This window comes from Pseudomonas sp. CBS (assembly GCF_024734645.1).
GTDB lineage: Bacteria > Pseudomonadota > Gammaproteobacteria > Pseudomonadales > Pseudomonadaceae > Aquipseudomonas.
Window position 1 is genome coordinate 2,707,598 of sequence record NZ_CP102929.1, and the last position, 23,482, is coordinate 2,731,079.

A 23,482-nucleotide genomic window follows, 5' to 3' on the forward strand; every position below is an offset into this window, starting at 1 on the left:
TAATCTGCCCTCTGATGGGGCAGCTGAGGGCAAGAGTACTGCATGGCACCGCACAAAAGTGCAGAAAAATGGCCCGTGAACACGTTAATGTCGGTTTGGTGATAGCGCCATTCGCAAGCAATTGTTAAAAAGGAGCCCTTCTCAAAGTTACCTCCACGAAAGGACTTCGCTTATGCCTGTCACGTTTACCAAGAGTGCCCTGCTGCTGGCCCTGATGCTGGGCCTTGGCCACGCACAGGCGGCAAGCCCGATCAGCCCTACCGAACTCGCGGCCAACGAAGGCATTCCAAACCCTGCCGTCATTGCCCACCGTGGCGCGTCCTTCGATGCACCGGAATCCACCGCAGCCGCCTACAAAGTCGCGCGCGACCTGGGGGCCGACTACCTGGAAATGGACCTGCAGCGCAGCAAGGACGGCGTGCTGTTTGCCCTGCATGACAACAACCTGCAACGCACCACCGACGTTGCCACCAAATTCCCCGAGCGCAAGGACAGCCCGGCCAACGAATTCACCTGGGCCGAGCTTAAAACCCTGGACGCCGGCAGCTGGTTCAACGCCGCCTACCCGGATCGCGCCCGCCCTGGCTTCGTCGGTTTGAAAATCCTCAGCCTGGACGAAATCATCAAGATCGCCGAAGGCAACCCGCAGCACAAACCCGGCCTGTACATCGAAACCAAAGAGCCGAAGCAATTCCCGGGTATCGAAGCCGACCTGAAGAACAAGCTGCTGGACAAAGGCTGGTTGAGTTCCACCGGTTCCAACCAGGCCCAGAAAAACATCGGCGTCGGCCAGGGCAAGGGCCGCGTAGTGCTGCAAACCTTTGAAAAGGACAGCCTGAAAGAACTGCAAAAAGAGATGCCCAACACCCCGAAAATCCTGCTGTTGTGGGTCGGTGAAGGCAGCATCGAGCCAAAATCCAAGGTGACCTTCGCCGAGTCCGGCGAGCCGAGCAAAGCCGCCTACTACGCCAAGCAAGAACCGAAGGACGCCGCCGAGTTCGAAAAATGGGTCGACGAGGCCAAGAGCCTGGGCGCCATCGGTACTGGCCCTTCGGCACAGCTGACCAACCTGGGCGACCAGAGCTATTCCGACCTGGTCAAACCCGAGATGAACCAGTTGACCCACGACAAAGGCATGCTGGTGCACGTGTACACCGTGGATGAGCCGGTGGACTTCGACAAGGTGATGAAAGCCGGCGTCGACGGCATCTTCACCAACCGCGCCGCCGAACTGCTGAAGTACTACAAACGCTGGCCGTCCTCGAGTGTGGCCGACCTGCTGCAGGACAACGGTTACTGAGTGAGTTCCGAATGGTCAGGTCGCCTGTGGCTGGAGCCTGACTACGGGCTGATCCTGGGTATACCGGGGTGCACCGCGCCCCATGCACACTATGCCCACCAGCTGATGTTCTCCCCGGGCGGGCCGATCACGGCCAGCCTCGATGGCCGTGTCATCACGGCCCATCGCCTGTTTATCCCTTCAAGAATGCCCCACGCTCTCCTCCACACCGACGGTGAGGTGTTGATGGTGTATGCCGAACCTGGCGCGTTTGACCTCGACTCTTTGCAGGCCGCCCTGGCCGAGAGTGAACTGTCCCTGGAAGCACTCGACCACACGTTGCGCCAACTGCCGAGACGTGCACTGGAAGATGCCCGGGTGGAGTGCGCACTGCTGGCGCTGGATCAGCAGTTGAGCGGCAAGGTCTCAGCCCACGCACTCGCCCAGGCGGCGCATGTTTCGTTAAGCCAGTTGGAACGCTTGTTCGCCAACCAACTGGGTTTGCCCGTGCGCCGCCTGGTGCTGTGGCGGCGCTTGCGGGTGGCACTGGGACTGGCGCTCGGTGGCAGCACCTTGACCGAGGCCGCCCATGGCGCCGGGTTCGCCGATTCGGCGCACTTTTCCCGGACCATGAAGCAACTATTTGGCGTCACGGCCGGGGCGTCGTTGCGCAACCTGCAACTGACACTGCTCCCACTGATGACGCGAGCATCCTGAATGAACGCGGTGCCCTCAGGTTTTTCGCGAGCAAGCTCGCTCCTACAGTAGGTCGGTGGGAACCGGCGGGTCTTTGCTCAATCGGACAGCCCTGAAGGGGTCGCGCAGCTGCGCCACATACTCCCGCGGGAAATCGGGGCGGCTTCCAATTCCCAGATCGCCCTGGCCTATTCGATAGTCATGGCTGTAGAACACCGTGCCCAACAGCCAATCCCACAGATTGAAAAACAAGCCGAAATTCACATCCCCTGCCCGGCCATATTTCATGTGATGAAAACGATGCACCGGCGCCCAGGCGAATACCCAACGCAGCGGTCCCAGGCGCATGTCGACATTGGAATGCTGCAACAGCAGTTGAACGGCAATCGCCAGGGCCAGCAGCAGCGCAACGTCCGTGGGAATGCCCAGCAGGATCAGCGGCAACAAACCCGCCGTGGCTTCGAGCATCTGGTGCAACGGATGCTTCATCAAGCCATTGAAACCGTACAGCCGCTGCACGCTGTGATGCACCGCATGCAGGCGCCACAAGGCCGCAACTCGGTGACTGGCGTAATGCATCAGGGTGATGCCCGCATCGGCGATGAAGATCGCCAGCAGCAATTGCGCCCAGAGCGGCCACGCCCGCGGCCATACGCCGTCAACGGCCAGCAGCGCGGTCAATACCGGCAAGATCAACAAGCCCGCGGCATTGAGAGCTTCGTTGACCACCGCATGAATCAAGTCACGACGACGGTCACCCTGGTTGCGATTCCACTGCGGCTCATAGGGCAACCACCACTCGGCGATAAACGACACCGCCACCGCCAGAACAAATACCAGCCCCAGCCACTGCAGCGCATCCCTCTGCACCAGCCACAGCGCCCACCCGATAAACCCCGCCCAAAACATAGGCGCATATACCCAGGCCATTAACTGTTTCATCTGTGCCTCCCGTAAGTGAGACGCCAGCATGAAACCCCGCACTCGCCGCCGATTGAACAAACGGCGCAATCTTAAGGGTGAGTTAAGTTGTGCTGGTTAACCTGATCCCACTTAAACAGCTCACCCCAAAGGATCACACCATGAAAAACCTGACCGCTTTGTTCGCCGCTGCCGCCTTGACCCTTACCGCTGGCTTGGCCCAGGCCGACGTTCGCCCGGACCATATTCCGGGCCTGCTCAAGTCCGGCGCCATTATGGGTTTCGAAAAACTCAACGCCAACGCAGTGGCCCAGCACAAAGGCGCCACCATCGTTGACACCGAACTGGAAGACAAAGCCGGCCGCCTGGTCTACGAGACCGAACTGCGTGACACCGCCAATGTGAAGTGGGACGTGAAGCTGGATGCCAAGACCGGTGAAGTCCTGGAAAACAAGCAAGACACCTGAGTTAAACCGTAAAACGCCGCGCCGCCTTTGGGCCGCGCGGCTTTTTTATGCGCGCTCGTCGCCGAGAAGAGCAAATAGTCTAATTCCTGTGAACGAATTTGTACCTTACGCCGCCAGCTCGCTAGAATCCCAATCATCAGCCAAGGCACAACGCCAGCAGCATCAGGACCGAGACCGCGCGCCATGGGGCAAAAAGCCGCCGACATTGCCACCATTGGCCGAATCAGCGCTGTACCGGCGATTCTGCAGGTGATCAGTGAAATGACCGGCTTGCGCTTCGCGGCCGTAGCGCGGGTCACCGACGATTCCTGGACCGCCTGCGCCGTGCGCGACCAACTGGACTTCGGCCTGCCCGTGGGTGGCGAGTTGGACCTGACCACCACCCTGTGCCACGAAATCCGCGGCTCCCATGTCTCGATCGTGATCGACAAAGCCAGCGAAGACCCGCTGTACCGCGACCACCACACGCCACGCCTCTACCACTTTGAAAGCTACATCTCGGTGCCGGTGTTTCGCACCGACGGGCGTTTCTTCGGCACCATCTGCGCCCTGGACCCGAATCCGGCGCAACTGCGCAGCAGCACCATCCAGTCGACCATGGAGTCGTTTGCCCGGGTGCTGTCGCTGCAGATCGAAGCCGAAGAAAGCCTCCAGCAGACCGAAGCCGACCTGCAGCAGGAGCGGGAAACCGCCGAACTGCGCGAACAATTCATCGCCGTGCTCGGCCACGACCTGCGCAACCCGCTGTTCGCCATCAACGTCGGCGCCGAACGGCTGCTGCGCAAACACCCGGACCCGGCCACCGACACCCTGGTGCGGCACATGCTGGCCAGCGGTCGCCGGGCCTCGCAGTTGGTGGAGGACGTACTGGACTTTGCCCGCGGGCGAATGGGCAGCGGTATCCCGGTGAATATCGGTGAGTGCACGGGGCTGGAAGACACCTTGCAGCATGTGGTGGACGAGGTGCAGCACGTGCACCCCAAGCGGCTGATCCACGCCCGCATCGGCAATCTCAACGGCGTGAAAGGCGACCGCGAGCGGCTGGCGCAACTACTCTCCAACCTGGTGGCCAACGCCATCAGCCACGGCAGTCCCGAAGGGCCGGTTGAAGTCTGTGCACAGGTCAACGCCGGCACGTTTGAGTTAACGGTGAAAAACCTTGGGCTGATCAGTGAGCAAGCCATGCCGCTGCTGTTCCAGCCCTACTCCCGACCGACGGGCGCCCTGCCCCAGGCCGGGTTGGGCCTGGGGTTGTACATCGTCAAACAGATTGCCGACGCCCATGGCGGGCAGCTGGAAGTGTCTTCCAGCGAGCAGGACGGCACGGTGTTTAGCTTCAGTTTGCCCGCAGGCGATTGACGGCCACCTCAAACCGTCACAAAAGCGTCAAATTCAGTTGCCATGATGCGCTCAAGTGAACCTGTGAAATCTCCTACAGGCACTTTCCCTGCGAGCCTCCATGAACCACAGCATCGACCACAGCCACCAGGACTCCGACCTGTTTGGCTTGCTTTACGGTTTTCGTTTTCGCCCCGGTGAAAAGGGCGAACAGATTGACTCAGCCACCGCCCTGGCGGCCTTGCAGCAACCCGGTGACCCCGAAGAATTTCTCTGGCTGCACCTGAACCTGGCCCACGCCGCCTGCGAACGCTGGATGCAGGCGCACCTGAACCTGCCGGAAGAATTCTTCGAGGCCTTGCACGAAGGCTCACGCTCCACCCGCATCGAACACGTGGACTCGGCCTTGTTGGCGGTGGTCAACGACGTGGTGTTCAACTTCAGCAGCATGGTGTCTTCAGACATTTCCACCTTATGGGTGTGCGCCCGCAGCCGGCTGCTGATCAGCGCGCGCCTGCAACCGCTGCACTCGGTGGACAAGCTGCGCTCGTCAGTGAAGGCCGGTGAACACTTTCGCTCGCCGCTGGAATTGCTGGTGCATTTGCTGCGGGACCAGGGCGAGGTGCTGACGCAGATCGTGCGCAAGACCAGCCTCAGCGTCGACCAGATCGAGGACCAGTTGCTGTCGTCGCGCCTGTCCACCAACCGCGCTGAACTGGGCGCCGCGCGCCGGGTGCTGGTGCGCCTGCAACGGCTGCTGGCCCTGGAGCCGGGCTCGTTGCTGCGGCTGCTCAACCGCCCGCCGCAATGGTTGCAGAAGGAAGACGTGAAGGAGCTGCGCAAATCCACCGAGGAGTTTGCGCTGATCATCAACGACCTGATGGCGTTGGGCGAGCGCATCAAGCTGTTGCAGGAAGAGATCGCCGCCAACCTCAACGAGCAGAGCAACCGCACGCTGTTCACCCTGACCGTGGTCACGGTGCTGGCGTTGCCGATCAACATCATTGCCGGTTTCTTTGGCATGAACGTCGGTGGGGTGCCGCTTTCTACAGACCCTGAAGGCTTCTGGATTCTGGTGGCGCTGGTGGCAACGTTCACGTTGATTGCCGGGCGCTGGGCGTTTCGCAAGCGCAAGGATTATTGAATTTGAAATGCGATCAATGTGGGAGCTGGCTTGCCTGCGATAGCGGTGGTGACTGATACACCGCCATCGCAGGCAAGCCAGCTCCTACATTTTATCGGCGGTGTTTTATAGACCAGCGGCAACTTCAATTCCCTAAACACTGATTTATCGCAGCATCTCTGTAACATTCTGCAACGATCATGACCGACATCCTCCCCACACTGGATGCTCCGGCATGGCCACCCCTTCCCTGACTGCCTCCACACACGCTTCCACCGCCGACCCCAAACCGCGCCTGGACAAGAAACCGGGCCTGGTGACGGTGATCATTTTCTTCGCCGTACTCGCCATGGGCCTGTTGTTCACCGCCTACAGCCTGATGCACGACATGCACGAGCTGGGCACGGTGGTCACCACCTGGACGCCGTTTCTGCTGCTGGGCGTGGCGCTGTTGATCGCCCTGGGCTTCGAGTTCGTCAACGGTTTCCACGACACCGCCAACGCGGTGGCCACGGTGATTTACACCAACTCGCTGCCGCCGCATTTCGCGGTGGTGTGGTCGGGCTTTTTCAACTTCCTTGGTGTGCTGCTGTCCAGCGGCGCGGTGGCGTTCGGCATCATCGCCCTGCTGCCGGTGGAGCTGATTCTGCAGGTGGGCTCCTCGGCCGGCTTTGCGATGATCTTCGCGCTGTTGATCGCCGCGATCCTTTGGAACCTCGGCACCTGGTGGCTGGGTTTGCCAGCGTCGTCGTCCCATACCTTGATCGGCTCGATCATCGGTGTGGGCGTGGCCAACGCACTGATGCATGGCCGTGACGGCACCAGCGGTGTGGACTGGGGCCAGGCGATCAAGATCGGTTACGCACTGTTGTTGTCGCCGCTGATCGGCTTTGCCTTCGCCGCCCTGCTGTTGCTGGCGCTGCGGGCCTTCGTGAAAAACCGTTCGCTGTACAAGGCGCCAAAAGGCGACACCCCGCCACCTTGGTGGATTCGCGGCATGCTGATCGTCACTTGCACCGGCGTGTCGTTCGCCCACGGTTCCAACGATGGCCAGAAGGGCATGGGCCTGATCATGTTGATCCTGGTGGGCACTCTGCCGATGGCCTACGCGCTGAACCGCACCATGCCGGCCGGTGAGTCGTTGCAGTTTGCCGCCGTGGCCGAAGTGACCCAGGCAGCCCTGGTAAAAGCGGCGCCGCAACTGGCCCCGGCCGACTCGCGCGCCACCTTGTCGACCTACGTACGCACCAAAGAAGCCACGCCGGAACTGGTGCCCGCCCTGGCGAACATCACCGGGCATATCGGTGAAGAAGTGAAGAGCTACGGCTCCCTCGCCGCCGTGCCGGCCGAGGCCGTGGGCAACGTGCGTAACGACATGTACCTGACCAGCGAAACCATCCGCCTGATGGACAAGGGCAAGGTCGGCAACTTCGACGCCGACACCCAGAACAAACTGCAACTGTTCAAGCAACAGATCGACAACGCCACACGGTTTATCCCGCTGTGGGTCAAGATCGCCGTGGCCATTGCCCTCGGCCTGGGAACCATGGTCGGCTGGAAACGCATCGTGGTGACCGTGGGCGAGAAGATCGGCAAGACCCACCTGACCTACGCCCAGGGCGCCTCGGCCGAGATGGTGGCGATGCTGACCATCAGCGCGGCGGACATGTATGGCTTGCCGGTGTCCACCACCCATGTGCTCTCGTCCGGTGTGGCCGGGACCATGGTGGCGAATGGTGGTGGGTTGCAGATGAAGACCATCCGCAACTTGCTGATGGCCTGGGTGCTGACGTTACCGGCGGCGATTCTGTTGTCGGGTAGCCTGTACTGGCTATTCACCCAATTGTTCTGACACAACGCGGATCAAAATGTGGGAGCGGGCTTGCTCGCGAAGGCGGTGTATCAGTCACCGGATGTATTGACTGACACTCCGCTTTCGCGAGCAAGCCCGCTCCCACATTGGGTTCAGTGGTGAGTTCAGGTGCTAAACAACCCACCCATCACCCTCAACCGCTTTTTGTACACCCGCCGCGCCTCAAGTGCCTCCTCCAGCGTCACCGCCACAAACCCCGCCCGCTGGTTCGGTTGCATCTGCCCGATCAGATCCAGGTCGGCACTGATCACCGTGCCAATCATCGCGTAGCCACCTCCCGACACCGCGTCCCGGTGCAACACGATCGGTTCCAGCCCGGCCGGCACCTGGATCGAGCCGATGGGGTAGCAACTGTCGACGATATTCGACGGATCAGACCCGGCGCCAAACGGCTGCTCTCGTGGCTGAAAGCTCAACGCGCTGCCGCCTTTGAAGCGATAGCCGATGCGATCAGCCTCCGAACCGACCGTCCAGGGCTCGGCAAAAAAGCTGGTTTTGGCACCGGGCGTCAGCCGCTCGTAATACAGCCCCGGCACCACCCGCAGCGTCACGTCCCCGCCCACCGATTGGCGCAACGCCATGGGCAAACTATTCCCCGCCCGGCCTTTGCCGCTGGCCTCGCCCACAGGCAATTCATCACCCTCCACCAGCCGCCGCCCGTGAAACCCACCCAACGCACCCAGGGTGTAAGTGGACCGGCTGCCCAATACCAGCGGCACGTCGATACCACCGGCCACCGCGAGGTAAGTCCGTGCGCCGGCCTTGGGAAATTCAAAGCGCAGCACTTGCCCGGCGCGTACTTCAAACGCGGTGTCCTGATGCACTACCACACCGTCCAGGCGCGGCGACATCAGCGCACCGCACAGCGCCACCAAAGCATCTTGCTGAAACTCCAGTTCCGGCCCGATCAGCGTGCATTCCAGCCCGGCAGCACCGATGGGGTTGCCCACCAGGTGGTTGGCGGCGCTCAACGCGTATTGGTCCAGCGCGCCGGACGGCGGGATGCCGAGGTGGTAATAACCTTCGCGGCCCAGGTCCTGCACGGAGGTGGCGAGGCCGGGTTTGAGTACCTTGATCATGCCAGCGCCTCCTGCAGGGTTTTCGGATAGCCAATGGGGTCGGCGAGAAAGGCGTCGAGGGAAAACTCCACCGGACGGATGCGCAGGTCGAACCGCCCGGCCTCCACTTCAGCCACCGCCAGGTCATAGGCATCGCGGTCCATGGGTTTGAACTGGACGATGTCGCCGGGACGGAAGAACACCATGTGTTCCTTGAGGTACGCCAACTGCTGTTGCGGGTCGTAGATCGGCGCCGGGGTGACGCCGAACATCTGGTAGCCGCCGGCGCCGCGCACCGAATAAATACAGCCGAAGCAGCCGCCGTGGCCGAGGGTCAATTTCGGCGTGTCGGTGCGTGGACGCAAATACTTGGGCACCTGCAACTGCCGCTCGCGTTCCACCATCTGGAACATGAACGGCAAACCCGCCACAAACCCCACCATCGAGACAAACCACGGCGCGCCACTGTGGGCCGCGATAAACGCTTCCACGTCTGCCAGGCCGTTGATCCGCGCGGCGTATTCCAGGTCGGTGCCGGTGGGGTCTTGATGGCGGTCGCGAAAACGCATCAGGGTTTCATGGGTCCAGGGGTCGTTGTACAGCACCGGGATTTCGATGATGCGGGTGTGCAAGGTGCGTTCGGCCACGGCTTGGGCTTCGGCGCTTTGCACCGCGTCGAGCAGCACGTGGGGCGCGATGCGGTCCGGGTCGAAGCGAATCTGGAACGAGGCATTTGCCAGGCAGACGTCCAGCACACCGTCCAGGGCCAGGCGTTCCACCGCGCGGGTGACGGCCATGCCCTTGAAGAAGGCCTCCAGGGACATGCTCTCGCTGACCTCGGCAAACAGGTGTTCGTCACCGCCAAAGCTGTAGCGGATCGGGGAAGATTCGGCCATGTCTGTTCCTCTTGGAATCATTGTAGAAAGGCAGGCAAAAAATCATGAGTGTTGGCAGAGGTAGTCATTGTGGCGAGGGGGCTTGTCCCCCGTTGGGCTGCGTAGCAGCCCCAAAACCTGACCTTGAATGCTGCCCGGGGAAACTCCGTGAGCTTATAGGGGCTGCTGCGCAGCCCAACGCGGGGCAAGCCCGCTCGCCACAACAATCCCCGCCTGGTCCAGCGCTTCACGGGTGGCCTCCACCAGCTCAAGGGCGCCGGGGGTGTCGCTGTGCAAGCAGATGGAATCGAATTCGATAAACAGGTCTTCGCCTTCAACCGTGCGTACCAACCCGGTCTGGCAAGCACGCAGGACACGCGCCGCAACCGTTGCCGGATCCAGCGCCCGCACATTGCGGGTAAACACGATGGAGCCGGTGAGATCGTACTCACGGTCGGCATAAAACTCCCGCACCACCGGCTGGCCCAGTTCCTTGGCAATCCGCCAGATCACCGAGTTGGGCATGCAGTACAGCAACAGTGTGGGTTCCAGGCGTTGCAGGTTTTCCACCAACAGCCGCGCCGCTTCTTCGTCCCGCGCCAGATGCATGTACAACGCGCCGTGGGGCTTGATGTGTTGCAGCGTCAGGCCCTGGGCCCGGGCGATCTCCCGCAGGGCGCCGAGCTGATAGAGCATGTCGTCCACCAGTTCCTGGGCCGGCGCGTTGATATGGCGCCGGCCGAACCCCACCAGGTCACGAAAGCCCGGGTGTGCGCCAATCGCCACACCCAGTTGCTTGGCGCGCTCGACGGTGCGGCGCATGGTGCCCGGGTCGCCGGCATGAAAGCCGGTGGCGATGTTGGCCGAGCTGATGTAGGCCATCAGTTCACTGTCGACGCCATCGCCGATGGTCCAGGGGCCGAAGCCTTCGCCCATGTCCGAATTGAAATCCACTGCCTGCATCGGGGTCGCTCCGTTGAAGTTCATGCCATGGAAATTAGGCTGCCCCTTGACCCCTTGGGAAGATCTATTATCAGATGGCCCATCTTCTGAAAATCAGATGCCCGATACTGATCGTTCCCACGCTCCGCGTGGGAATGCCGCCCTGGACGCTCTGCGTCCGCTTTTAAAATCGTGACGCGGAGCGTCTACAGGATGCATTCCCACGCAGAGCGTGGGAACGAGCGGAGAAACCAATGTCCCTGACCCTGCGCCAAATCCGCTACTTCGTCGCCACCGCCGAAATCGGCCAGATCTCCCAGGCGGCGATTCATACTGATCGTTCCCACGCTCCGCGTGGGAATGCCGCCCTGGACGCTCTGCGTCCGCTTTTAAAATCGTGACGCAGAGCGTCACAGGATGCATTCCCACGCAGAGCGTGGGAACGAGCGGAGAAACCAATGTCCCTGACCCTGCGCCAAACCCGCTACTTCGTCGCCACCGCCGAAATCGGCCAGATCTCCCAGGCGGCGATTCATACTGATCGTTCCCACGCTCCGCGTGGGAATGCGGCCCTGGACACTCTGCGTCCGCTTTTAAAATCGTGACGCGGAGCGTCACAGGATGCATTCCCACGCAGGGCGTGGGAACGAGCGGAGAAACCAATGTCCCTGACCCTGCGCCAAATCCGCTACTTCGTCGCCACCGCCGAAATCGGCCAGATCTCCCAGGCGGCGATTCATACTGATCGTTCCCACGCTCCGCGTGGGAATGCCGCCCTGGACGCTCTGCGTCCGCCCTCGAAATCGTGACGCAGAGCGTCACAGGATGCATTCCCACGCAGGGCGTGGGAACGAGCGGAGAAACCAATGTCCCTGACCCTGCGCCAAATCCGCTACTTCGTCGCCACCGCCGAAATCGGCCAGATCTCCCAGGCGGCGATTCATACTGATCGTTCCCACGCTCCGCGTGGGAATGCCGCCCTGGACGCTCTGCGTCCGCCCTTGAAATCGTGACGCAGAGCGTCACAGGATGCATTCCCACGCAGAGCGTGGGAACGAGCGGAGAAACCAATGTCCCTAACCCTGCGCCAAATCCGCTACTTCGTCGCCACCGCCGAAATCGGCCAGATCTCCCAGGCGGCGATTCACCTGAACATCTCCCAATCCGCAGTGACCACTGCGATCAAGGAGCTGGAAGCGATGCTCGGTGCGCAGCTATTCGTGCGCTCGGCCCAGGGCATGAGCCTGACCGACGCAGGGCGGCATTTTCTCAACCGGGCCTACGTGATTGTGCGCAGTGTCGACGACGCCCTGAACAGCCCGTTGCCGGACTACCGCGCCAGCGGCGTACTGCGGGTGGCCGCCAGCTACACCGTGCTCGGTTACTTCCTGCCGCACCATTTGCAACGCATGGAACACTGGCACCCGGACGTGACCATCGAGGTCTTCGAACAGGAACGCCGGGCCATCGAACACGGCCTGCTCAATGGCCAGTTCGACATGGCCGTGGTGCTTACCGCCAACCTCACCCACCCGGACATCGTCTCGGAAATCCTCTTCAACTCCGAACGCCGCCTGTGGCTGCCCAGCCATCACCCGTTGTGCGAACGCCCAGCCGTGAGCCTCGCGGACGTGGCCAGGGAGCCTTACATTTTCCTCACCGTCGACGAGGCCGAACAAAGCGCCATGCGCTACTGGGAACAGGCCGGGCAAACACCCAAAGTGCGGCTGCGCACCAGTTCGGTAGAAGCGGTGCGCAGCATGGTCGCCAACGGCAGCGGCGTGGCAATTCTGTCGGACCTGGTGCATCGCCCGTGGTCGCTGGAAGGCAAGCGCATCGAAACCGTGAGCGTCACCGACAAGGTCACGCCCATGAGTGTCGGCCTGGCCTGGCACCGCGAGCGCGACTTCACCCCGGCGATGCAGGCATTTCGGGATTACTTCCACGATGCATTCCTGGCGCCGCAGCAGTTGTCAGCCCGGCGTTAAAGCCGGGATTGCAGGATCGCCGCCAGCCAATCCATGAACACCCGCACCCGCAGCGGCAAATGCCGTTGGCCCGCGTACAGCAGGGACACGTCCAGCGCGGGTGGCGGATAGTCCGGCAGCACCGCCACCAACTCACCGCTGGCCAATAGATCGACAATGCCCAGCACCGGCACCTGAGTCAGGCCGAACCCGCCGATGCACGCTGCCCGATACGCATCCGTGCTGTTGACGGTCACCCGCCCGGCCATGGGAACCCGGTGCACTTTGTTGCCCTGTACGTATTCAAACCCCGGCGAACGCGAGCCCAGCGGACGTACGTAATGCACCAGTTGATGGTGGGCCAAATCGGCGAGCGTCTGGGGTACGCCGTAACGTTGCAGGTAAGTCGCGCTGGCGCAATTGATCATCGTCATGCTGCCTAACAGCCGCGCCACTACCGACTGGTCCGGCTGCGCGCCAATCCGCAACACGCAGTCGAAACCTTCGGCCAGCAGGTCGACCTGGCGGTCGGTGCTGCTGATCTCCAGCTCGATCAGCGGGTGCAGGTCCATGAATTCCGGCAGGCGCGGCAGGATCAGTTCCCGGGCCATGACGTTGGGCATGTCCACGCGAATTCGCCCCGCCAGCTGTGCTTCGTCCTGGCGAAACAAGCCTTCCAGTTCTTCCATATGCGACAGCAGATCCTTGCTGCGTTCGTACAGCACGCGGCCATCCTGGGTGGCCTGGACCTTGCGCGTGGTGCGCTGCAACAGGCGCGCACCGAGCAACTCTTCCAGGGCCTGCACATGCTCGGACACGGTCGAGCGCGGCAGGCCCAGGCTCTCGCCCGCCTGGGTGAAACTCGACAGTTCGGTGACGCGCACGAAGGTGCGCAGCAACTCCAGTTTGTTCATGGGATTGTTCGCCTTATCCGGCCAGTGATTCCGGTATAGCTCTGTTTATCACGTTATGGCCGGACAAATACACTCAGTCCCACGAACACTCACCTGCTCCGAGGATTCCACCATGACCCGTAAAATCGCACTCATCACCGGCGCCAGCCGCGGCCTGGGCAAAAGCGCTGCGCTGCACCTGGCGGCGCAAGGCGTCGACATCATCGGCACGTACCACAGCGCGGCCGACGAAGCCCAGGCCGTGGTCGCCCAAGTCGAAGCACTGGGCGGCAAGGCGGCGATGCTGCAACTGGACGTCAGCCAAAGCGCCACCTTCGATGCATTCACCGCCCAGGTCGGCTCGGTGTTGAAGGACGTGTTCGGCCAGGCGCACTTCAACTTCCTGATCAACAACGCCGGGATTGGCGCCCACGCCAGCTTCGCCGAAACCACCGAAGCGCAGTTTGACCAACTGGTGGCGATCCACTTCAAGGGCCCGTTTTTCCTGACCCAGAAACTGCTGCCGCTGATCAGCGATGGCGGCCGCATCATCAATATCTCCAGCGGCCTGGCGCGCTTCAGCCTGCCGGGTTACGCGGCCTACGCCTCGATGAAAGGCGCGGTGGAAGTGCTGACCCGCTATCAGGCCAAGGAGCTGGGTGCACGCGGGATTACCGTCAACACCCTGGCCCCCGGCGCGATTGCCACCGACTTCAGCGGCGGCGCGGTGCGCGACAATCCGAACGTGAACGCGATGGTCGCCAACAACACCGCACTCGGTCGCGCGGGCTTGCCGGATGACATCGGCGGGGCGATTTCCACCTTGCTGGCCGATGGCAGCAACTGGATCACCGGGCAGCGCGTCGAGGCCTCGGGCGGGATGTTTCTGTAACGCGCCCAGATTCTCCGCTAGCATCAATGCTTTCGGATAACTGACAGGCAATCACCCATGAGTTTTGATCCAGGACTGGCCGGCGGCATGGGCGTACTGGCCGCTGTGGTCGACAGCGGCAGTTTTGCCCGCGCCGCCGACAGCCTGGAGATGACGCCTTCGGGGGTCAGCCGGGCCATTTCGCGGCTGGAAAAACGCCTGGGGATTCGCCTGTTCGACCGCACCACTCGCTCGGTGCAATTGACCGACGAAGGCCGGCGTTTCTACCAGGAAATCGCCCCGCTGCTGGCCGGCCTGGAAGAAGCCGCCAGCTCGGCGGCAGACAGCGCCCTGACCGTACGCGGGCGGTTGCGGGTGAACATCGACCCGTACTTCTCGCGGCTGGTGCTGGGGCCGGTGCTCGGTGAATTCATGAGTCAGTACCCGCAGTTGCAGTTGGACCTGCACACACGGGACCAGCTCGGGGACTTGGTGGCGGATGGCTTTGACCTGGCCATCCGTTTTGGTATTCCGCAATCGTCCTCGTTGATCGCCCGCAAGTTAATGGAAGTGCGGGTGCTCACGTTGGCGTCGCCGACTTATCTTGAGCGTCATGGCCGCCCCAACCACCCACTGGACCTGGAAGACGGCCAGCACGTGTGCATCGACTTTCGCGACTCCCAGACCGGCCGGCCGTTTGGCTGGGAATTCCACCGGCCCGGCGAGCACGTCAACGTCGCCACCAGCGGGCGGCTGGTGGTCAACGATGCCGGAACCTTGTACAGCGTGTGCGAACACGGCCATGCCGTGGCGCAGATGCTCGACCTCGGGCTTGCGCCAGCGCTCGAATCCGGCGCGTTGGTCGAGTTGTTTCCCGACTGGCCCGATGAGCGCTTCCCGCTGTATGCCTTCTACCCATCGCGGCACTTGCCGGCGGCCAAGGTACGGGCGTTCCTGGATTTTGTCAGCGCCTTAAAACTCACCTGACTTCCCCCCGGTAGCAGCTGTCGAGCCTAAGCGAGGCTGCGTAGGCCGCACCGCCGATCCCGATGGCTGGCTCAGAACCGAGTCGCTCCCGACGCAGCCTCGCCTAGGCTCGACAGCTGCTACGCCAGTTGTTGGCCGGGATTTTCTAGGCGAGTTGTTTCGCCTCGCGTTTTTGCATGATCCGCTCGCGCACTGCGTCATAACCCCAGTGATACACATAGGTGTACGGCAGGAAAAACAGCAGCACGCCGATGTCGAGGATAAACGCCTGCATCAGGCTGATGTTCAGCCACCAGGCAATCAACGGTACGCAGATCGCCACCAGGCCGCCTTCAAACATCAACGCGTGCAGCACGCGGGTCCACACCCCGCCGGACAGTTGCAGGCGCGCCTTGAGCCGGTCGAACAGGCCGTTGAAAATCACGTTCCAGGCCAGCGCCATAAGGCTGATGGCCAAGGTCACCATACCCATCTCCAGGGCCGGTTTATCCATGATCCACGCCAGCAGCGGCGTACAGATCAACAAAGCCAGGCCTTCAAAACCAATGGCCTGCCAAACGCGTTCAGTAATCGACTTGGTGGGTGTCATGACCCGTTCTCCGTGAGTGACGATGGTTGCCATCATTACCCTTTGACTCGATACTTCATAACCAGTAACCATCGATCAAGGCGATAGTCATGGCTTCCCATGAAGTGCTTCAGGCGTTTGTGCAGGCGGCAACCCAGGGTTCGTTTTCAGCGGCGGCGCGCAAGCTGGGCAAGAGCCAGTCCACCGTCAGTGCGGCGGTGGCCAGCCTGGAGATTGACCTGGACGTGGTGCTGTTTGATCGCAGCAGCCGCAAGCCCACGCTGACCCCGGCCGGGCACGTGCTGTTGCAACGCGCCGAGCAGGTGCTGGAAGCCAGCAGCCGCCTGGAGTTGGCGGCCAGCCAGTTGTCCCAGGGGTTGGAGCCGAAGCTGAGTATCGCCATGTCCGATACCTACCAGTCGGACCGTTTCGAAACCGCCCTCAGCGCCTTCGAACAGCGCTACCCGGACCTGGAACTGGAATGCCTGATCGCCGAATGCGAGGACTTGGTCGCCCTGGTGCAAAGCGGCCGGGCGCAGATTGCGTTTATCGAGAAGCAGGAGGTTTATCCGCCGGACCTCACCAGCACCGCCGTGGAAGAACGCACGGAAATCGCGCTGTTTGTCGCCGCCAAACATCCGCTGGCAAACCTTAAGGACATCGATCAGCAAACCCTGGAGCAACACCGCGAACTGCGCCTGGCGAGCATCATCAACCCGAATGAAACCCGAGGCCTTGGGCGTGTGTGGTCGGCCCCCAGTTACCTGATGCTGATGGAAATGGCGCAACTGGGCTTTGGCTGGGCGCCGCTGCCGCGCTGGCTGGTGGAACGCTTTGGCGGCGACCACCTGTGTGAAATCAAGGCCCGGAGCTGGCCGCGCTCGGTGGCGGTGGATGCGTTGTGGTCACGCCAGCATCCGCCCGGCCCGGCAGGCAGTTGGTTGCTGGGCAAGATGCTGGAGTAAGGCCGGAACACACTATTCGCAACAATGAAGACCCAATGTGGGAGCTGGCTTGCCTGCGATAGCGGTGGTGACTGACACACCGCTATCGCAGGCAAGCCAGCTCCCACATTGAATTTGCGGTGCATTCGAAGGCGCAGTCAGGCCGCTTCAATCTGCGGCGGGCGGTTGTTCTGGAAATACTCATGCAGCGCCCGCAACGCCGGCAACTCCAGGGCCTGGGCGGCAAAGCACAACCCCACCCGGCGCGTCGGTGCCGGCAGGTGCCAGGGGCGAACCACCACCCCGGCCCGCTCCGCCGCCAGCGACTGCGGCAACATCGCCACGCCCACACCGGCCGCCACCATGTGCAAGGCCTGGGTCAACGAACCGGCATGCCCGGCCACCGCCTGGGGCGAGCGGCCGTACAAGGCCATCAGCCGTTGGTGGGAATCATGCTGCGGGCAGGTGATCCAGTCTTCAATCGGTGCCCAGGCCTGCTCCTTGCCGCCCGCCGCCATCGGGTGCCCAACCGGCAGTGCCATCACGTAGGGCTCTTCCCAAAGCGGCAGGAATAATTCGTCCTCGCAGCACATTTCCTCTACCGCCAGGCGCCCTTCTCCTTCGCAGCCTTCCTGCAAGGTCAGCAGCAAACCGGGCAGGCCCTGGTGCGCCATGCGCAGGAAGGTTTCGATCTGGCTGTCGGCAATATCGCCTTCCACACCCAGTTCCAGGGCGATGCGGTTTTCGCGCCCGCGAAACAGCCGGCTCAACGCGTCGGCCTCGGCCACCATGCGCCGGGCTTGCGGGTACAGCACCCGCGCTTCATCGCTGACTTCAACCCCGCGAGGCTGGCGCAGAAACAGCGCCACGCCCAACTCTTCTTCCAACTGCTTGATGGTCACCGACAACGTCGGCTGGCTGATGAACAGGCGCTGGGCGGCCGCGGTGATATTGCGCTCCTCGAACACCGCGAGAAACGCCTTGAGATGACGCACATCCATAGTTAATACCGATGACAGACAGAGGAATAAGGCATTTTTCAGCCGATGAGAGGCTAAATATACTGCGCCCCACGTTTAGTTATTTGTTTTTCTTATTTCAGGAGTTCAAGCATGAGCAAGCCATTGATCATCATCACCGGCGCCAGTTCGGGCATTGGCGAAGCGACTGCGCGCTTGCTGTCGGCCGCCGGCCACCCACTGTTGCTGTTGGCCCGCCGCATCGACCGGCTGAATGCCCTGGCGCTGCCGAACACCTTGAGTCGCGGTGTCGACATCACCGACCGCGCTGCGCTGGTGGCGGCGGTGAAAGAAGCCGAAGCGCAATTCGGCCCGGCCGATGCCCTGATCAACAATGCCGGCGTGATGCTGCTGGGCAGCGTCAGCGAACAGGACCCGGCACAGTGGGAGCAGATGCTCGACGTCAACGTGAAAGGCCTGCTGAACGGCATTCACGCGGTGGCCGCCAGCATGGTCGAGCGCAAGGGCGGCACGATCATCAATGTCAGCTCGGTGGCCGGGCGCAAGACCTTTCCCAACCATGTCGCCTATGTAGGCACCAAGTTTGCCGTGCACGGGATTTCGGAAAACCTGCGGGAAGAAATGTCGCCGCACAATGTGCGGGTGATCACCATTGCGCCGGGCGCGGTGGAAACCGAACTGCTGGGCCACACCACCGATGAAGCGATCAAGAGCGGCTACCAGGCGTGGAAACAGGACATGGGCGGCACGGTATTGAGCGCGGATGACGTGGCTTCGGCGATTGCCTATGCCTACCAGCAGCCGCAGCATGTGTGCATTCGCGAGATCGTGTTGGCGGCGACGCGTCAGCAGCCGTAACTCATTCATCAAGACAACATCGAACAAATGTGGGAGCGGGCTTGCTCGCGAAGGCGGTGTGTCAGCCAACATTTCAGTGACTGATCCACCGCATTCGCGAGCAAGCCCGCTCCCACATTTGGATCTCCAGCGTCTGTACTATTTGAGTTCGGCCAAACGCCGCTCGATAAAGCGCTTTTCCGGTTCTTGCTGGGTCAACGCCAGCGCCCGTTCAAACGCTCGCCGCGCGTCCTCCACTCGCCCCAATCGCCGACAAAACTCGCCCCGCGCCGAGTGCGCCAGGTGATAGTCGACCAACTCCCCCCGCGCCAGAATCCCGTCCACCAATTGCAACCCCGCCAACGCCCCATCGCGCATCGCAACGGCCACCGCGCGATTCAGTTCGATCACCGGCGACGGCACCAGCCCGAGCAACACCTCGTACAGCCCAACAATCTGCGGCCAGTCGGTCTCGTCAGCGCTCGCCGCCTCGGCATGCACCGCCGCAATCGCCGCCTGCAGGCTGTAGGGCCCGAAGCGCCGTGTGGTCAGGGATTTCTCCACCAAGGCGCATCCTTCAGCAATCAACGATGCATCCCACAGCGAACGGTCCTGCTCATCCAGCAGCACCAATTCACCGCCGGCTGAGGTGCGTGCCGGGCGCCGGGATTCGTGGAGCAGCATCAGCGCCAGCAAGCCCATCACTTCCGGTTCCGGCAACAATTCCATCAGCAATCGACCCAGGCGAATCGCTTCGCGGGTCAGGTCCTCTCGGGTCAGATCAGCGCCCATGGACGCCGAATAGCCTTCGTTGAACACCAGGTAAATCACCCGCAACACACTGTCCAGGCGCTCGGGCAACTCCGCCAGGGACGGCACTTGATAGGGGATTTTCGCTTCGCGGATCTTGCACTTGGCCCGCACGATGCGCTGGGCGATGGTGGCCGGTGTGGCGAGAAACGCTCGGGCAATTTCCTCGGTGGTGAGGTCGCAGATCTCACGCAAGGTCAGTGCCGCCTGGGCATCCGCCGCCAGCGCCGGGTGGCAACAGGTGAAGATCAGGCGCAGGCGGTCGTCTTCCACGTCTTCAGCGCTCCAGTCGGCTTCTTCCAATTCATCAGCCTGAGCCAACAACGCGTTCTGGTGCGCGGCAAATCGGGCCTGGCGGCGCAAACGGTCGATGGCCTTGAAGCGCCCGGTGGAGACCAGCCAGGCCCGGGGATTGTCGGGCACACCGTCTTGCTCCCAACGCTCCACCGCGACGAAGAACGCCTCGTGCAAGGCTTCTTCAGCGAGGTCAAAATCGCCGAGCAGGCGAATCAGGGTCGCCAGGATGCGCCGCGATTCGCTGCGATAAACCGCTTCGACCCGGGCCTGCACCGTCAATCGGGCAGGCCTTCGGTCACCAGCGTCACCAGCCGGTCAAGGCTCTGGCCCCAGCCCTCATGAAAGCCCATGGCTTCGTGGGCCTGCTTGGTTTCGGCGCTCCAGTGCATGGCGCGGGCGGTGTAGAGGGTTTTGCCGTCGACGTCTTCAAAGGTGACTTCGGCGGTCATGAACGGCTGGCCCGAGGGGATCCAGCCGGGGGTGAACGCATCGGTAAACACCAGCCGACTGGGCGCGGTGATTTCGAGGAATACGCCCTGGGTCGGGTATTCGCTGCCGTCGGGCGCGCGCATCAGGGTGCGAAATTGCCCACCGACCCACAGGTCCATTTCGCACTCCGGGGTGGTCATGCCGTGCGGGCCCCACCACTGCTGCAACAACGCCGGCTCGGTCCAGGCGCGAAACACGCGGCTGCGAGGGGCGTCGATCAAGCGACTGATGGACAGTTCAAATTCGGCGGGCTTGGGTTGATTGCTCATGGGAAACCTCCTGAGTTTTATTGTTGTGATCAGAGATTCAATTCACGCACGGGGCGCACTTCCACGCTGCCGACCCGGGCGGCCGGAATGCCACCGGCCACCTGGATCGCTTCATTCAGGTCCTTGGCCTCGATCAGGTAAAACCCGGCGAGCTGCTCCTTGGTTTCAGCAAACGGTCCGTCGGTGATCGACAGCTTGCCATTGCGCATGCGCACGGTGGTGGCGGTGGTCACCGACTCCAGCGGCTCGGCGGCGAGCATCCGCCCGCTGGCCTGCACAGACTCGGCATAGGCAAAACACTCCGGGTCCTTGGGGCTGTCGGGCGACTCGTGCAGCACCTGCTCGTTGCTATAGATCAGGCAGAGGTATTTCATGGGATTCTCCGTTTTCGGACAACTGACTATAGTTCGCGACGATCAAGGTTTCAGGTCGAACAGACCGGCGCCGGTTTCCATGTCGAAGGGTGCCGACCAATGCTCATGCACCACTCTCCACTCGCCGCCAACGCGCTGGTAGCCAGCGCTGACGCGCATCCAGCAGGTCTTGAGCACGCCGTCGGGCCCGGTGCCGCCACAGTGTGCGAGCCAGTGGGCAAAGGCGCTGTTATCGCCGGCGACGATACGCATCTCATGGAAGTCAAATACTCCGGGGCCCGGGCAGAACTCCATGCACGCCTTCCAGTGCGCCTGGTACGCGGCCTTGCCCTTGAACTGCAGGGCGCTAACGGCGTCGAACGCGACGATATCGTCGGCGTAAAAGCTGACAATCTTCTCGACATCCTTGGCGGTGACCGCCTGTTTCCATTGTTCGATCAAGCTGCTGATTGCGGTGCTCATGGCGATACTCCTTGCGGGAAAAATCACTGAAGACACCCTTAGTCGACTGAGCCCCGGGCCAATCGACACTCCTGCAAAAAATAATTGCGACTACCGCAAACCCGCTAGAATCCGCGCTTCTATGTAGGATTTCGGATGCTACGCCGATGGAAACCCGCCTCGTCGCCTATCAGACGTTGACTGCCCTGCAACAACAGCAACTCAACGCCCTGGAAGTGCATCCCGAACAACTGGGTTTTTCCGGCGATATCTACTGTGCGCTGAACACCCTGCTGGTCAATCCGAATCCCGGCGTGGCAGGCTTTGCGTTACTCGCCGACGAGATTCCCGTCGCCTTCCTACTGCTCAAACGCCCCCCCTGCCTGCCCCATTGGGCGGATGAACACAGCGCCACGCTGCATGCGTTGCAAGTCGATCGCCACCAGCAAGGCTTGGGGTTTGGCAAAGCCTGCCTGCAAGCCCTCCCCGCCGCCGCGCGCCTGGTTTGGCCGCAGATCAAGGCGCTGGAGCTGTCGGTGGACACGGACAATGTGGCGGCGATGGGGCTGTATTTGCAGCAGGGCTGGGTGGACAGCGGGGAGGCGTATAAGGGGCGGATTGGGTATGAGCGCCGGTTGGCGTGGGTGTTTGGTGCCGAGGCACCTTGACAATGCCAAAATGTAACGTATACATAACTTATCAACATAAATGTAATGGCTACGCGACATGGACTCTTCTGTCATCACCCAGAGAATCGGCAGCCAAGTGCGCACCATGCGGCTCAACCGAGGCTATAAACAAGCGGAATTGGCGCGCTTGGCGGGCGTAACTCGGCAAAAACTGATTGAAATCGAGCAAGGCAGCCCAACGGTCTCCATGAATGCCTACGCTCGAGTGATTGCCGCCTTGGGCAGCGAAATAAAATTGGTACCTGCCACCATGCCAACGCTGGAAGAAGTGGAGGACTTGTTCAATGAATAGCCCGAAGCTTCAAGTTCATACCCCTCAAGGCGCCAGCGGCAGCGTATTCACCAGTGCAGGCGACTATCTTTTCCGCTACGGCGATAACGCACTACCACCCAGCGCACTCAGCCTGGTAATGCCCGTTCGCGCCGATGAATACCGTCGACGAGAGCTACATCCGATATTCCAGATGAACCTGCCAGAAGGGTTTGTGCTGGAGCAGCTTCGCAATCGCCTTGCCAAGACAGTGAAGGTAGACCCGATGTTGCTGCTGGCATTGTCTGGTAGCAGTGCGCCTATCGGTCGCGTCTTCGTTTCCTCGGACCAAGTCAATGAGCTGATTCAGCGCAACGGCGCTCCGTCGACGGGAGAAAACCTGGACGAAATTCTCGCCTGGGACGGGGCGGAAGATCTTTTTGCTGACCTGGTAGATCGCTACATCCTGCGAGCAGGAATTTCCGGTGTTCAGCCCAAGGTGCTGGTGCCGGAAAAGCCACAAACCCCAGAACAGAAATTCACTTCAAAAACCAATGATCTGATCATCAAAAGTGGGCGCGACGAATTTCCGGGATTGGCCATCAACGAATACCTGTGCATGTCCATTGCCAGAGATGCAGGCATACCCGTGCCGCCGTTTTACCTGTCGCAGAATCATAAGCTTTTCATCATGCGGCGCTTTGATCGGGATGAGCAGGCCAACCCCTTGGGCTTCGAAGACATGACCACGCTGATGGGCCTGTCTGCAGAACAGAAATACAGCAAGAGCTACAACATGATCGCCAAAGCCGTACGCGTTTACTGTTCAATTGAGCATGAACGCAGCTCCCTCGACCAACTGTTCGACAGCGTGGCATTGAGTTGCATAGTGGGCAATGGCGATGCCCATCTGAAGAATTTCGGCCTGTTGTATAGCGACCCGATCAAGAGCGATGCCAGGCTTGCACCGGCTTATGACATCGCAAATACCACTGCCTACATCCCCGAGGACGCTCTGGCTCTCGACCTGGCCGGCAATAAATCTTTCTTTGCCTCACGTCTGGGTATCCTGGAGTTTGCTGGAATCTGTGAGGTGGAGAAACCCGAGGAGCGAATCCGGGCACTGCTCCAAACCCTTGACGTTGTTCTCAAGCGTGAAGACGATTACTGCCGACAAGCCCCTAATGTTGCACAAGCTATACGGCAATCGGCGCAAGGCTATCAGCGCAGCTTCGGTGGCTGAC

27 protein-coding genes and 2 pseudogenes are annotated in these 23,482 nt (G+C 61.5%); 18 read left to right on the top strand and 11 right to left on the bottom strand.

All coding sequences use genetic code 11. The features are described from left to right. The first annotated feature begins 172 nt into the window (after nucleotides 1-172). Together NVB75_RS12185 and NVB75_RS12190 are read left to right on the top strand one after the other, a co-directional pair. Entirely contained in the window at nucleotides 173-1,300 is a 1,128-nt protein-coding gene (locus NVB75_RS12185; RefSeq protein ID WP_093206997.1) for a glycerophosphodiester phosphodiesterase, read from the top strand. Beyond that, nucleotides 1,301-1,996: an AraC family transcriptional regulator gene (locus NVB75_RS12190; protein ID WP_258347297.1), complete on the top strand. Its 696-nt coding sequence runs from the start codon at nucleotides 1,301-1,303 to the stop codon at nucleotides 1,994-1,996. It begins immediately after the preceding gene. Nucleotides 1,997-2,038: 42 nt separating this feature from the next. Here NVB75_RS12190 and NVB75_RS12195 read toward each other — a convergent pair whose 3' ends face one another. Then, nucleotides 2,039-2,917: a sterol desaturase family protein gene (locus tag NVB75_RS12195; RefSeq protein ID WP_258347298.1), complete on the bottom strand. Its 879-nt coding sequence runs from the start codon at nucleotides 2,915-2,917 to the stop codon at nucleotides 2,039-2,041. A 140-nt stretch (nucleotides 2,918-3,057) separates the two neighbouring features. Here NVB75_RS12195 and NVB75_RS12200 point away from each other — a divergent pair, with 140 nt between their 5' ends. The 4 genes from NVB75_RS12200 to NVB75_RS12215 all read left to right on the top strand — a co-directional run bounded on the left by NVB75_RS12200 (nucleotide 3,058) and on the right by NVB75_RS12215 (nucleotide 7,676). Further along, nucleotides 3,058-3,363, top strand: a complete 306-nt coding sequence (locus NVB75_RS12200; RefSeq protein WP_258347299.1) for a PepSY domain-containing protein — start codon at nucleotides 3,058-3,060, stop codon at nucleotides 3,361-3,363. Between the two features lie 183 nt (nucleotides 3,364-3,546). Continuing rightward, on the top strand, nucleotides 3,547-4,722 hold the full coding sequence (locus NVB75_RS12205; RefSeq protein ID WP_258347300.1) for a GAF domain-containing sensor histidine kinase: 1,176 nt from the start codon (nucleotides 3,547-3,549) through the stop codon (nucleotides 4,720-4,722). 100 nt (nucleotides 4,723-4,822) lie between these two features. Then, nucleotides 4,823-5,845: a transporter gene (locus NVB75_RS12210; RefSeq protein WP_177027663.1), complete on the top strand. Its 1,023-nt coding sequence runs from the start codon at nucleotides 4,823-4,825 to the stop codon at nucleotides 5,843-5,845. Between the two features lie 214 nt (nucleotides 5,846-6,059). Next, nucleotides 6,060-7,676 carry an inorganic phosphate transporter gene (locus tag NVB75_RS12215; RefSeq protein ID WP_258347302.1) on the top strand — a complete coding sequence of 539 codons (1,617 nt, stop codon included), beginning with the start codon at nucleotides 6,060-6,062 and terminating at the stop codon, nucleotides 7,674-7,676. A gap of 125 nt (nucleotides 7,677-7,801) precedes the next feature. On the opposite strand, the gene NVB75_RS12220 is transcribed toward NVB75_RS12215, so the two are convergent. The 3 genes from NVB75_RS12220 to NVB75_RS12230 all read right to left on the bottom strand — a co-directional run bounded on the left by NVB75_RS12220 (nucleotide 7,802) and on the right by NVB75_RS12230 (nucleotide 10,593). Next, entirely contained in the window at nucleotides 7,802-8,776 is a 975-nt protein-coding gene (locus NVB75_RS12220; protein ID WP_258347303.1) for a biotin-dependent carboxyltransferase family protein, read from the bottom strand. After that, on the bottom strand, nucleotides 8,773-9,651 hold the full coding sequence (locus tag NVB75_RS12225; RefSeq protein ID WP_258347304.1) for an allophanate hydrolase subunit 1: 879 nt from the start codon (nucleotides 9,649-9,651) through the stop codon (nucleotides 8,773-8,775). Before NVB75_RS12225 ends, NVB75_RS12220 begins: the two co-directional genes overlap by 4 nt. Nucleotides 9,652-9,804: 153 nt before the next feature. Next, nucleotides 9,805-10,593 (bottom strand): 5-oxoprolinase subunit PxpA, encoded by a 789-nt coding sequence (locus NVB75_RS12230; RefSeq protein WP_258347305.1) that lies wholly within the window; start codon nucleotides 10,591-10,593, stop codon nucleotides 9,805-9,807. A gap of 233 nt (nucleotides 10,594-10,826) precedes the next feature. Here NVB75_RS12230 and NVB75_RS12235 point away from each other — a divergent pair. The 5 genes and pseudogenes from NVB75_RS12235 to NVB75_RS12255 form a co-directional block, all read left to right on the top strand. Next, nucleotides 10,827-10,922: pseudogene (locus NVB75_RS12235) on the top strand (LysR family transcriptional regulator); the annotation flags it as partial. A gap of 108 nt (nucleotides 10,923-11,030) precedes the next feature. Then, the gene (locus tag NVB75_RS12240; protein WP_375378917.1) at nucleotides 11,031-11,177 is read left to right on the top strand and encodes a hypothetical protein; all 147 of its coding nucleotides are present in this window, start codon (nucleotides 11,031-11,033) and stop codon (nucleotides 11,175-11,177) included. A 57-nt stretch (nucleotides 11,178-11,234) separates the two neighbouring features. Continuing rightward, nucleotides 11,235-11,330, top strand: a pseudogene (locus NVB75_RS12245) (LysR family transcriptional regulator); the annotation flags it as partial. A gap of 108 nt (nucleotides 11,331-11,438) precedes the next feature. Further along, on the top strand, nucleotides 11,439-11,585 hold the full coding sequence (locus NVB75_RS12250) for a hypothetical protein (RefSeq protein WP_375378918.1): 147 nt from the start codon (nucleotides 11,439-11,441) through the stop codon (nucleotides 11,583-11,585). A 57-nt stretch (nucleotides 11,586-11,642) separates the two neighbouring features. Next, entirely contained in the window at nucleotides 11,643-12,560 is a 918-nt protein-coding gene (locus NVB75_RS12255) for a LysR family transcriptional regulator (protein ID WP_258347306.1), read from the top strand. Here the strand turns inward: NVB75_RS12255 and NVB75_RS12260 are convergent. Further along, nucleotides 12,557-13,453, bottom strand: coding sequence for a LysR family transcriptional regulator (locus NVB75_RS12260; protein ID WP_258347307.1), 897 nt, complete (start codon nucleotides 13,451-13,453; stop codon nucleotides 12,557-12,559). The two genes, NVB75_RS12255 and NVB75_RS12260, sit on opposite strands and share 4 nt — an antisense overlap. Nucleotides 13,454-13,565: 112 nt before the next feature. Between NVB75_RS12260 and NVB75_RS12265 the strand changes: the two genes are divergently transcribed. Both NVB75_RS12265 and NVB75_RS12270 read left to right on the top strand, forming a co-directional pair. Further along, nucleotides 13,566-14,324, top strand: a complete 759-nt coding sequence (locus NVB75_RS12265; protein WP_258347308.1) for an SDR family NAD(P)-dependent oxidoreductase — start codon at nucleotides 13,566-13,568, stop codon at nucleotides 14,322-14,324. Nucleotides 14,325-14,381: 57 nt separating this feature from the next. Beyond that, nucleotides 14,382-15,290, top strand: a complete 909-nt coding sequence (locus NVB75_RS12270) for a LysR family transcriptional regulator (protein ID WP_258347309.1) — start codon at nucleotides 14,382-14,384, stop codon at nucleotides 15,288-15,290. A 145-nt stretch (nucleotides 15,291-15,435) separates the two neighbouring features. On the opposite strand, the gene NVB75_RS12275 is transcribed toward NVB75_RS12270, so the two are convergent. Continuing rightward, nucleotides 15,436-15,879 (bottom strand): multidrug/biocide efflux PACE transporter, encoded by a 444-nt coding sequence (locus NVB75_RS12275; RefSeq protein ID WP_177025697.1) that lies wholly within the window; start codon nucleotides 15,877-15,879, stop codon nucleotides 15,436-15,438. A gap of 89 nt (nucleotides 15,880-15,968) precedes the next feature. Between NVB75_RS12275 and NVB75_RS12280 the strand changes: the two genes are divergently transcribed. Next, nucleotides 15,969-16,823 carry a LysR family transcriptional regulator gene (locus NVB75_RS12280; protein ID WP_258347310.1) on the top strand — a complete coding sequence of 285 codons (855 nt, stop codon included), beginning with the start codon at nucleotides 15,969-15,971 and terminating at the stop codon, nucleotides 16,821-16,823. A 137-nt stretch (nucleotides 16,824-16,960) separates the two neighbouring features. Here the strand turns inward: NVB75_RS12280 and NVB75_RS12285 are convergent, their stop codons facing one another. Further along, nucleotides 16,961-17,803, bottom strand: a complete 843-nt coding sequence (locus NVB75_RS12285; protein ID WP_258347311.1) for a LysR family transcriptional regulator — start codon at nucleotides 17,801-17,803, stop codon at nucleotides 16,961-16,963. A gap of 111 nt (nucleotides 17,804-17,914) precedes the next feature. Between NVB75_RS12285 and NVB75_RS12290 the strand changes: the two genes are divergently transcribed. Next, nucleotides 17,915-18,640 (top strand): SDR family oxidoreductase, encoded by a 726-nt coding sequence (locus NVB75_RS12290; protein WP_258347312.1) that lies wholly within the window; start codon nucleotides 17,915-17,917, stop codon nucleotides 18,638-18,640. A gap of 138 nt (nucleotides 18,641-18,778) precedes the next feature. Here NVB75_RS12290 and NVB75_RS12295 read toward each other — a convergent pair whose 3' ends face one another. Genes NVB75_RS12295 through NVB75_RS12310 form a run of 4 tightly spaced genes read right to left on the bottom strand, consistent with a single transcriptional unit; the run spans nucleotide 18,779 to nucleotide 21,320 of the window. Continuing rightward, nucleotides 18,779-20,005, bottom strand: a complete 1,227-nt coding sequence (locus tag NVB75_RS12295; RefSeq protein ID WP_258347313.1) for an RNA polymerase sigma factor — start codon at nucleotides 20,003-20,005, stop codon at nucleotides 18,779-18,781. Further along, on the bottom strand, nucleotides 20,002-20,484 hold the full coding sequence (locus tag NVB75_RS12300; protein ID WP_258347314.1) for an SRPBCC family protein: 483 nt from the start codon (nucleotides 20,482-20,484) through the stop codon (nucleotides 20,002-20,004). Before NVB75_RS12300 ends, NVB75_RS12295 begins: the two co-directional genes overlap by 4 nt. A gap of 29 nt (nucleotides 20,485-20,513) precedes the next feature. After that, a complete protein-coding gene (locus NVB75_RS12305) occupies nucleotides 20,514-20,858 on the bottom strand; it encodes a YciI family protein (RefSeq protein WP_093206940.1) in 345 nt (114 codons plus the stop codon). Nucleotides 20,859-20,900: 42 nt separating this feature from the next. Further along, on the bottom strand, nucleotides 20,901-21,320 hold the full coding sequence (locus tag NVB75_RS12310; RefSeq protein ID WP_258347315.1) for a nuclear transport factor 2 family protein: 420 nt from the start codon (nucleotides 21,318-21,320) through the stop codon (nucleotides 20,901-20,903). A gap of 146 nt (nucleotides 21,321-21,466) precedes the next feature. Between NVB75_RS12310 and NVB75_RS12315 the strand changes: the two genes are divergently transcribed. Genes NVB75_RS12315 through NVB75_RS12325 form a run of 3 tightly spaced genes read left to right on the top strand, consistent with a single transcriptional unit; the run spans nucleotide 21,467 to nucleotide 23,481 of the window. Continuing rightward, the gene (locus tag NVB75_RS12315; RefSeq protein ID WP_258347316.1) at nucleotides 21,467-21,967 is read left to right on the top strand and encodes an N-acetyltransferase; all 501 of its coding nucleotides are present in this window, start codon (nucleotides 21,467-21,469) and stop codon (nucleotides 21,965-21,967) included. Nucleotides 21,968-22,025: 58 nt separating this feature from the next. Next, the gene (locus tag NVB75_RS12320) at nucleotides 22,026-22,280 is read left to right on the top strand and encodes a helix-turn-helix domain-containing protein (protein ID WP_076015826.1); all 255 of its coding nucleotides are present in this window, start codon (nucleotides 22,026-22,028) and stop codon (nucleotides 22,278-22,280) included. After that, on the top strand, nucleotides 22,273-23,481 hold the full coding sequence (locus NVB75_RS12325) for a type II toxin-antitoxin system HipA family toxin (protein ID WP_258347318.1): 1,209 nt from the start codon (nucleotides 22,273-22,275) through the stop codon (nucleotides 23,479-23,481). The genes NVB75_RS12320 and NVB75_RS12325 overlap by 8 nt, the downstream gene beginning before the upstream one ends. The last annotated feature ends 1 nt before the right edge of the window (nucleotide 23,482 follow it).

Bases quoted from the DNA above. Each gene is read 5' to 3' on its own strand.
- NVB75_RS12185 (WP_093206997.1), top strand. From the start codon at position 173: ATGCCTGTCACGTTTACCAAGAGTGCCCTGCTGCTGGCCCTGATGCTG.
- NVB75_RS12195 (WP_258347298.1), bottom strand. From the start codon at position 2,917: ATGAAACAGTTAATGGCCTGGGTATATGCGCCTATGTTTTGGGCGGGG.
- NVB75_RS12200 (WP_258347299.1), top strand. From the start codon at position 3,058: ATGAAAAACCTGACCGCTTTGTTCGCCGCTGCCGCCTTGACCCTTACC.
- NVB75_RS12205 (WP_258347300.1), top strand. From the start codon at position 3,547: ATGGGGCAAAAAGCCGCCGACATTGCCACCATTGGCCGAATCAGCGCT.
- NVB75_RS12210 (WP_177027663.1), top strand. From the start codon at position 4,823: ATGAACCACAGCATCGACCACAGCCACCAGGACTCCGACCTGTTTGGC.
- NVB75_RS12215 (WP_258347302.1), top strand. From the start codon at position 6,060: ATGGCCACCCCTTCCCTGACTGCCTCCACACACGCTTCCACCGCCGAC.
- NVB75_RS12220 (WP_258347303.1), bottom strand. From the start codon at position 8,776: ATGATCAAGGTACTCAAACCCGGCCTCGCCACCTCCGTGCAGGACCTG.
- NVB75_RS12225 (WP_258347304.1), bottom strand. From the start codon at position 9,651: ATGGCCGAATCTTCCCCGATCCGCTACAGCTTTGGCGGTGACGAACAC.
- NVB75_RS12230 (WP_258347305.1), bottom strand. From the start codon at position 10,593: ATGCAGGCAGTGGATTTCAATTCGGACATGGGCGAAGGCTTCGGCCCC.
- NVB75_RS12240 (WP_375378917.1), top strand. From the start codon at position 11,031: ATGTCCCTGACCCTGCGCCAAACCCGCTACTTCGTCGCCACCGCCGAA.
- NVB75_RS12250 (WP_375378918.1), top strand. From the start codon at position 11,439: ATGTCCCTGACCCTGCGCCAAATCCGCTACTTCGTCGCCACCGCCGAA.
- NVB75_RS12255 (WP_258347306.1), top strand. From the start codon at position 11,643: ATGTCCCTAACCCTGCGCCAAATCCGCTACTTCGTCGCCACCGCCGAA.
- NVB75_RS12260 (WP_258347307.1), bottom strand. From the start codon at position 13,453: ATGAACAAACTGGAGTTGCTGCGCACCTTCGTGCGCGTCACCGAACTG.
- NVB75_RS12265 (WP_258347308.1), top strand. From the start codon at position 13,566: ATGACCCGTAAAATCGCACTCATCACCGGCGCCAGCCGCGGCCTGGGC.
- NVB75_RS12270 (WP_258347309.1), top strand. From the start codon at position 14,382: ATGAGTTTTGATCCAGGACTGGCCGGCGGCATGGGCGTACTGGCCGCT.
- NVB75_RS12275 (WP_177025697.1), bottom strand. From the start codon at position 15,879: ATGACACCCACCAAGTCGATTACTGAACGCGTTTGGCAGGCCATTGGT.
- NVB75_RS12280 (WP_258347310.1), top strand. From the start codon at position 15,969: ATGGCTTCCCATGAAGTGCTTCAGGCGTTTGTGCAGGCGGCAACCCAG.
- NVB75_RS12285 (WP_258347311.1), bottom strand. From the start codon at position 17,803: ATGGATGTGCGTCATCTCAAGGCGTTTCTCGCGGTGTTCGAGGAGCGC.
- NVB75_RS12290 (WP_258347312.1), top strand. From the start codon at position 17,915: ATGAGCAAGCCATTGATCATCATCACCGGCGCCAGTTCGGGCATTGGC.
- NVB75_RS12300 (WP_258347314.1), bottom strand. From the start codon at position 20,484: ATGAGCAATCAACCCAAGCCCGCCGAATTTGAACTGTCCATCAGTCGC.
- NVB75_RS12305 (WP_093206940.1), bottom strand. From the start codon at position 20,858: ATGAAATACCTCTGCCTGATCTATAGCAACGAGCAGGTGCTGCACGAG.
- NVB75_RS12310 (WP_258347315.1), bottom strand. From the start codon at position 21,320: ATGAGCACCGCAATCAGCAGCTTGATCGAACAATGGAAACAGGCGGTC.
- NVB75_RS12315 (WP_258347316.1), top strand. From the start codon at position 21,467: ATGGAAACCCGCCTCGTCGCCTATCAGACGTTGACTGCCCTGCAACAA.
- NVB75_RS12320 (WP_076015826.1), top strand. From the start codon at position 22,026: ATGGACTCTTCTGTCATCACCCAGAGAATCGGCAGCCAAGTGCGCACC.
- NVB75_RS12325 (WP_258347318.1), top strand. From the start codon at position 22,273: ATGAATAGCCCGAAGCTTCAAGTTCATACCCCTCAAGGCGCCAGCGGC.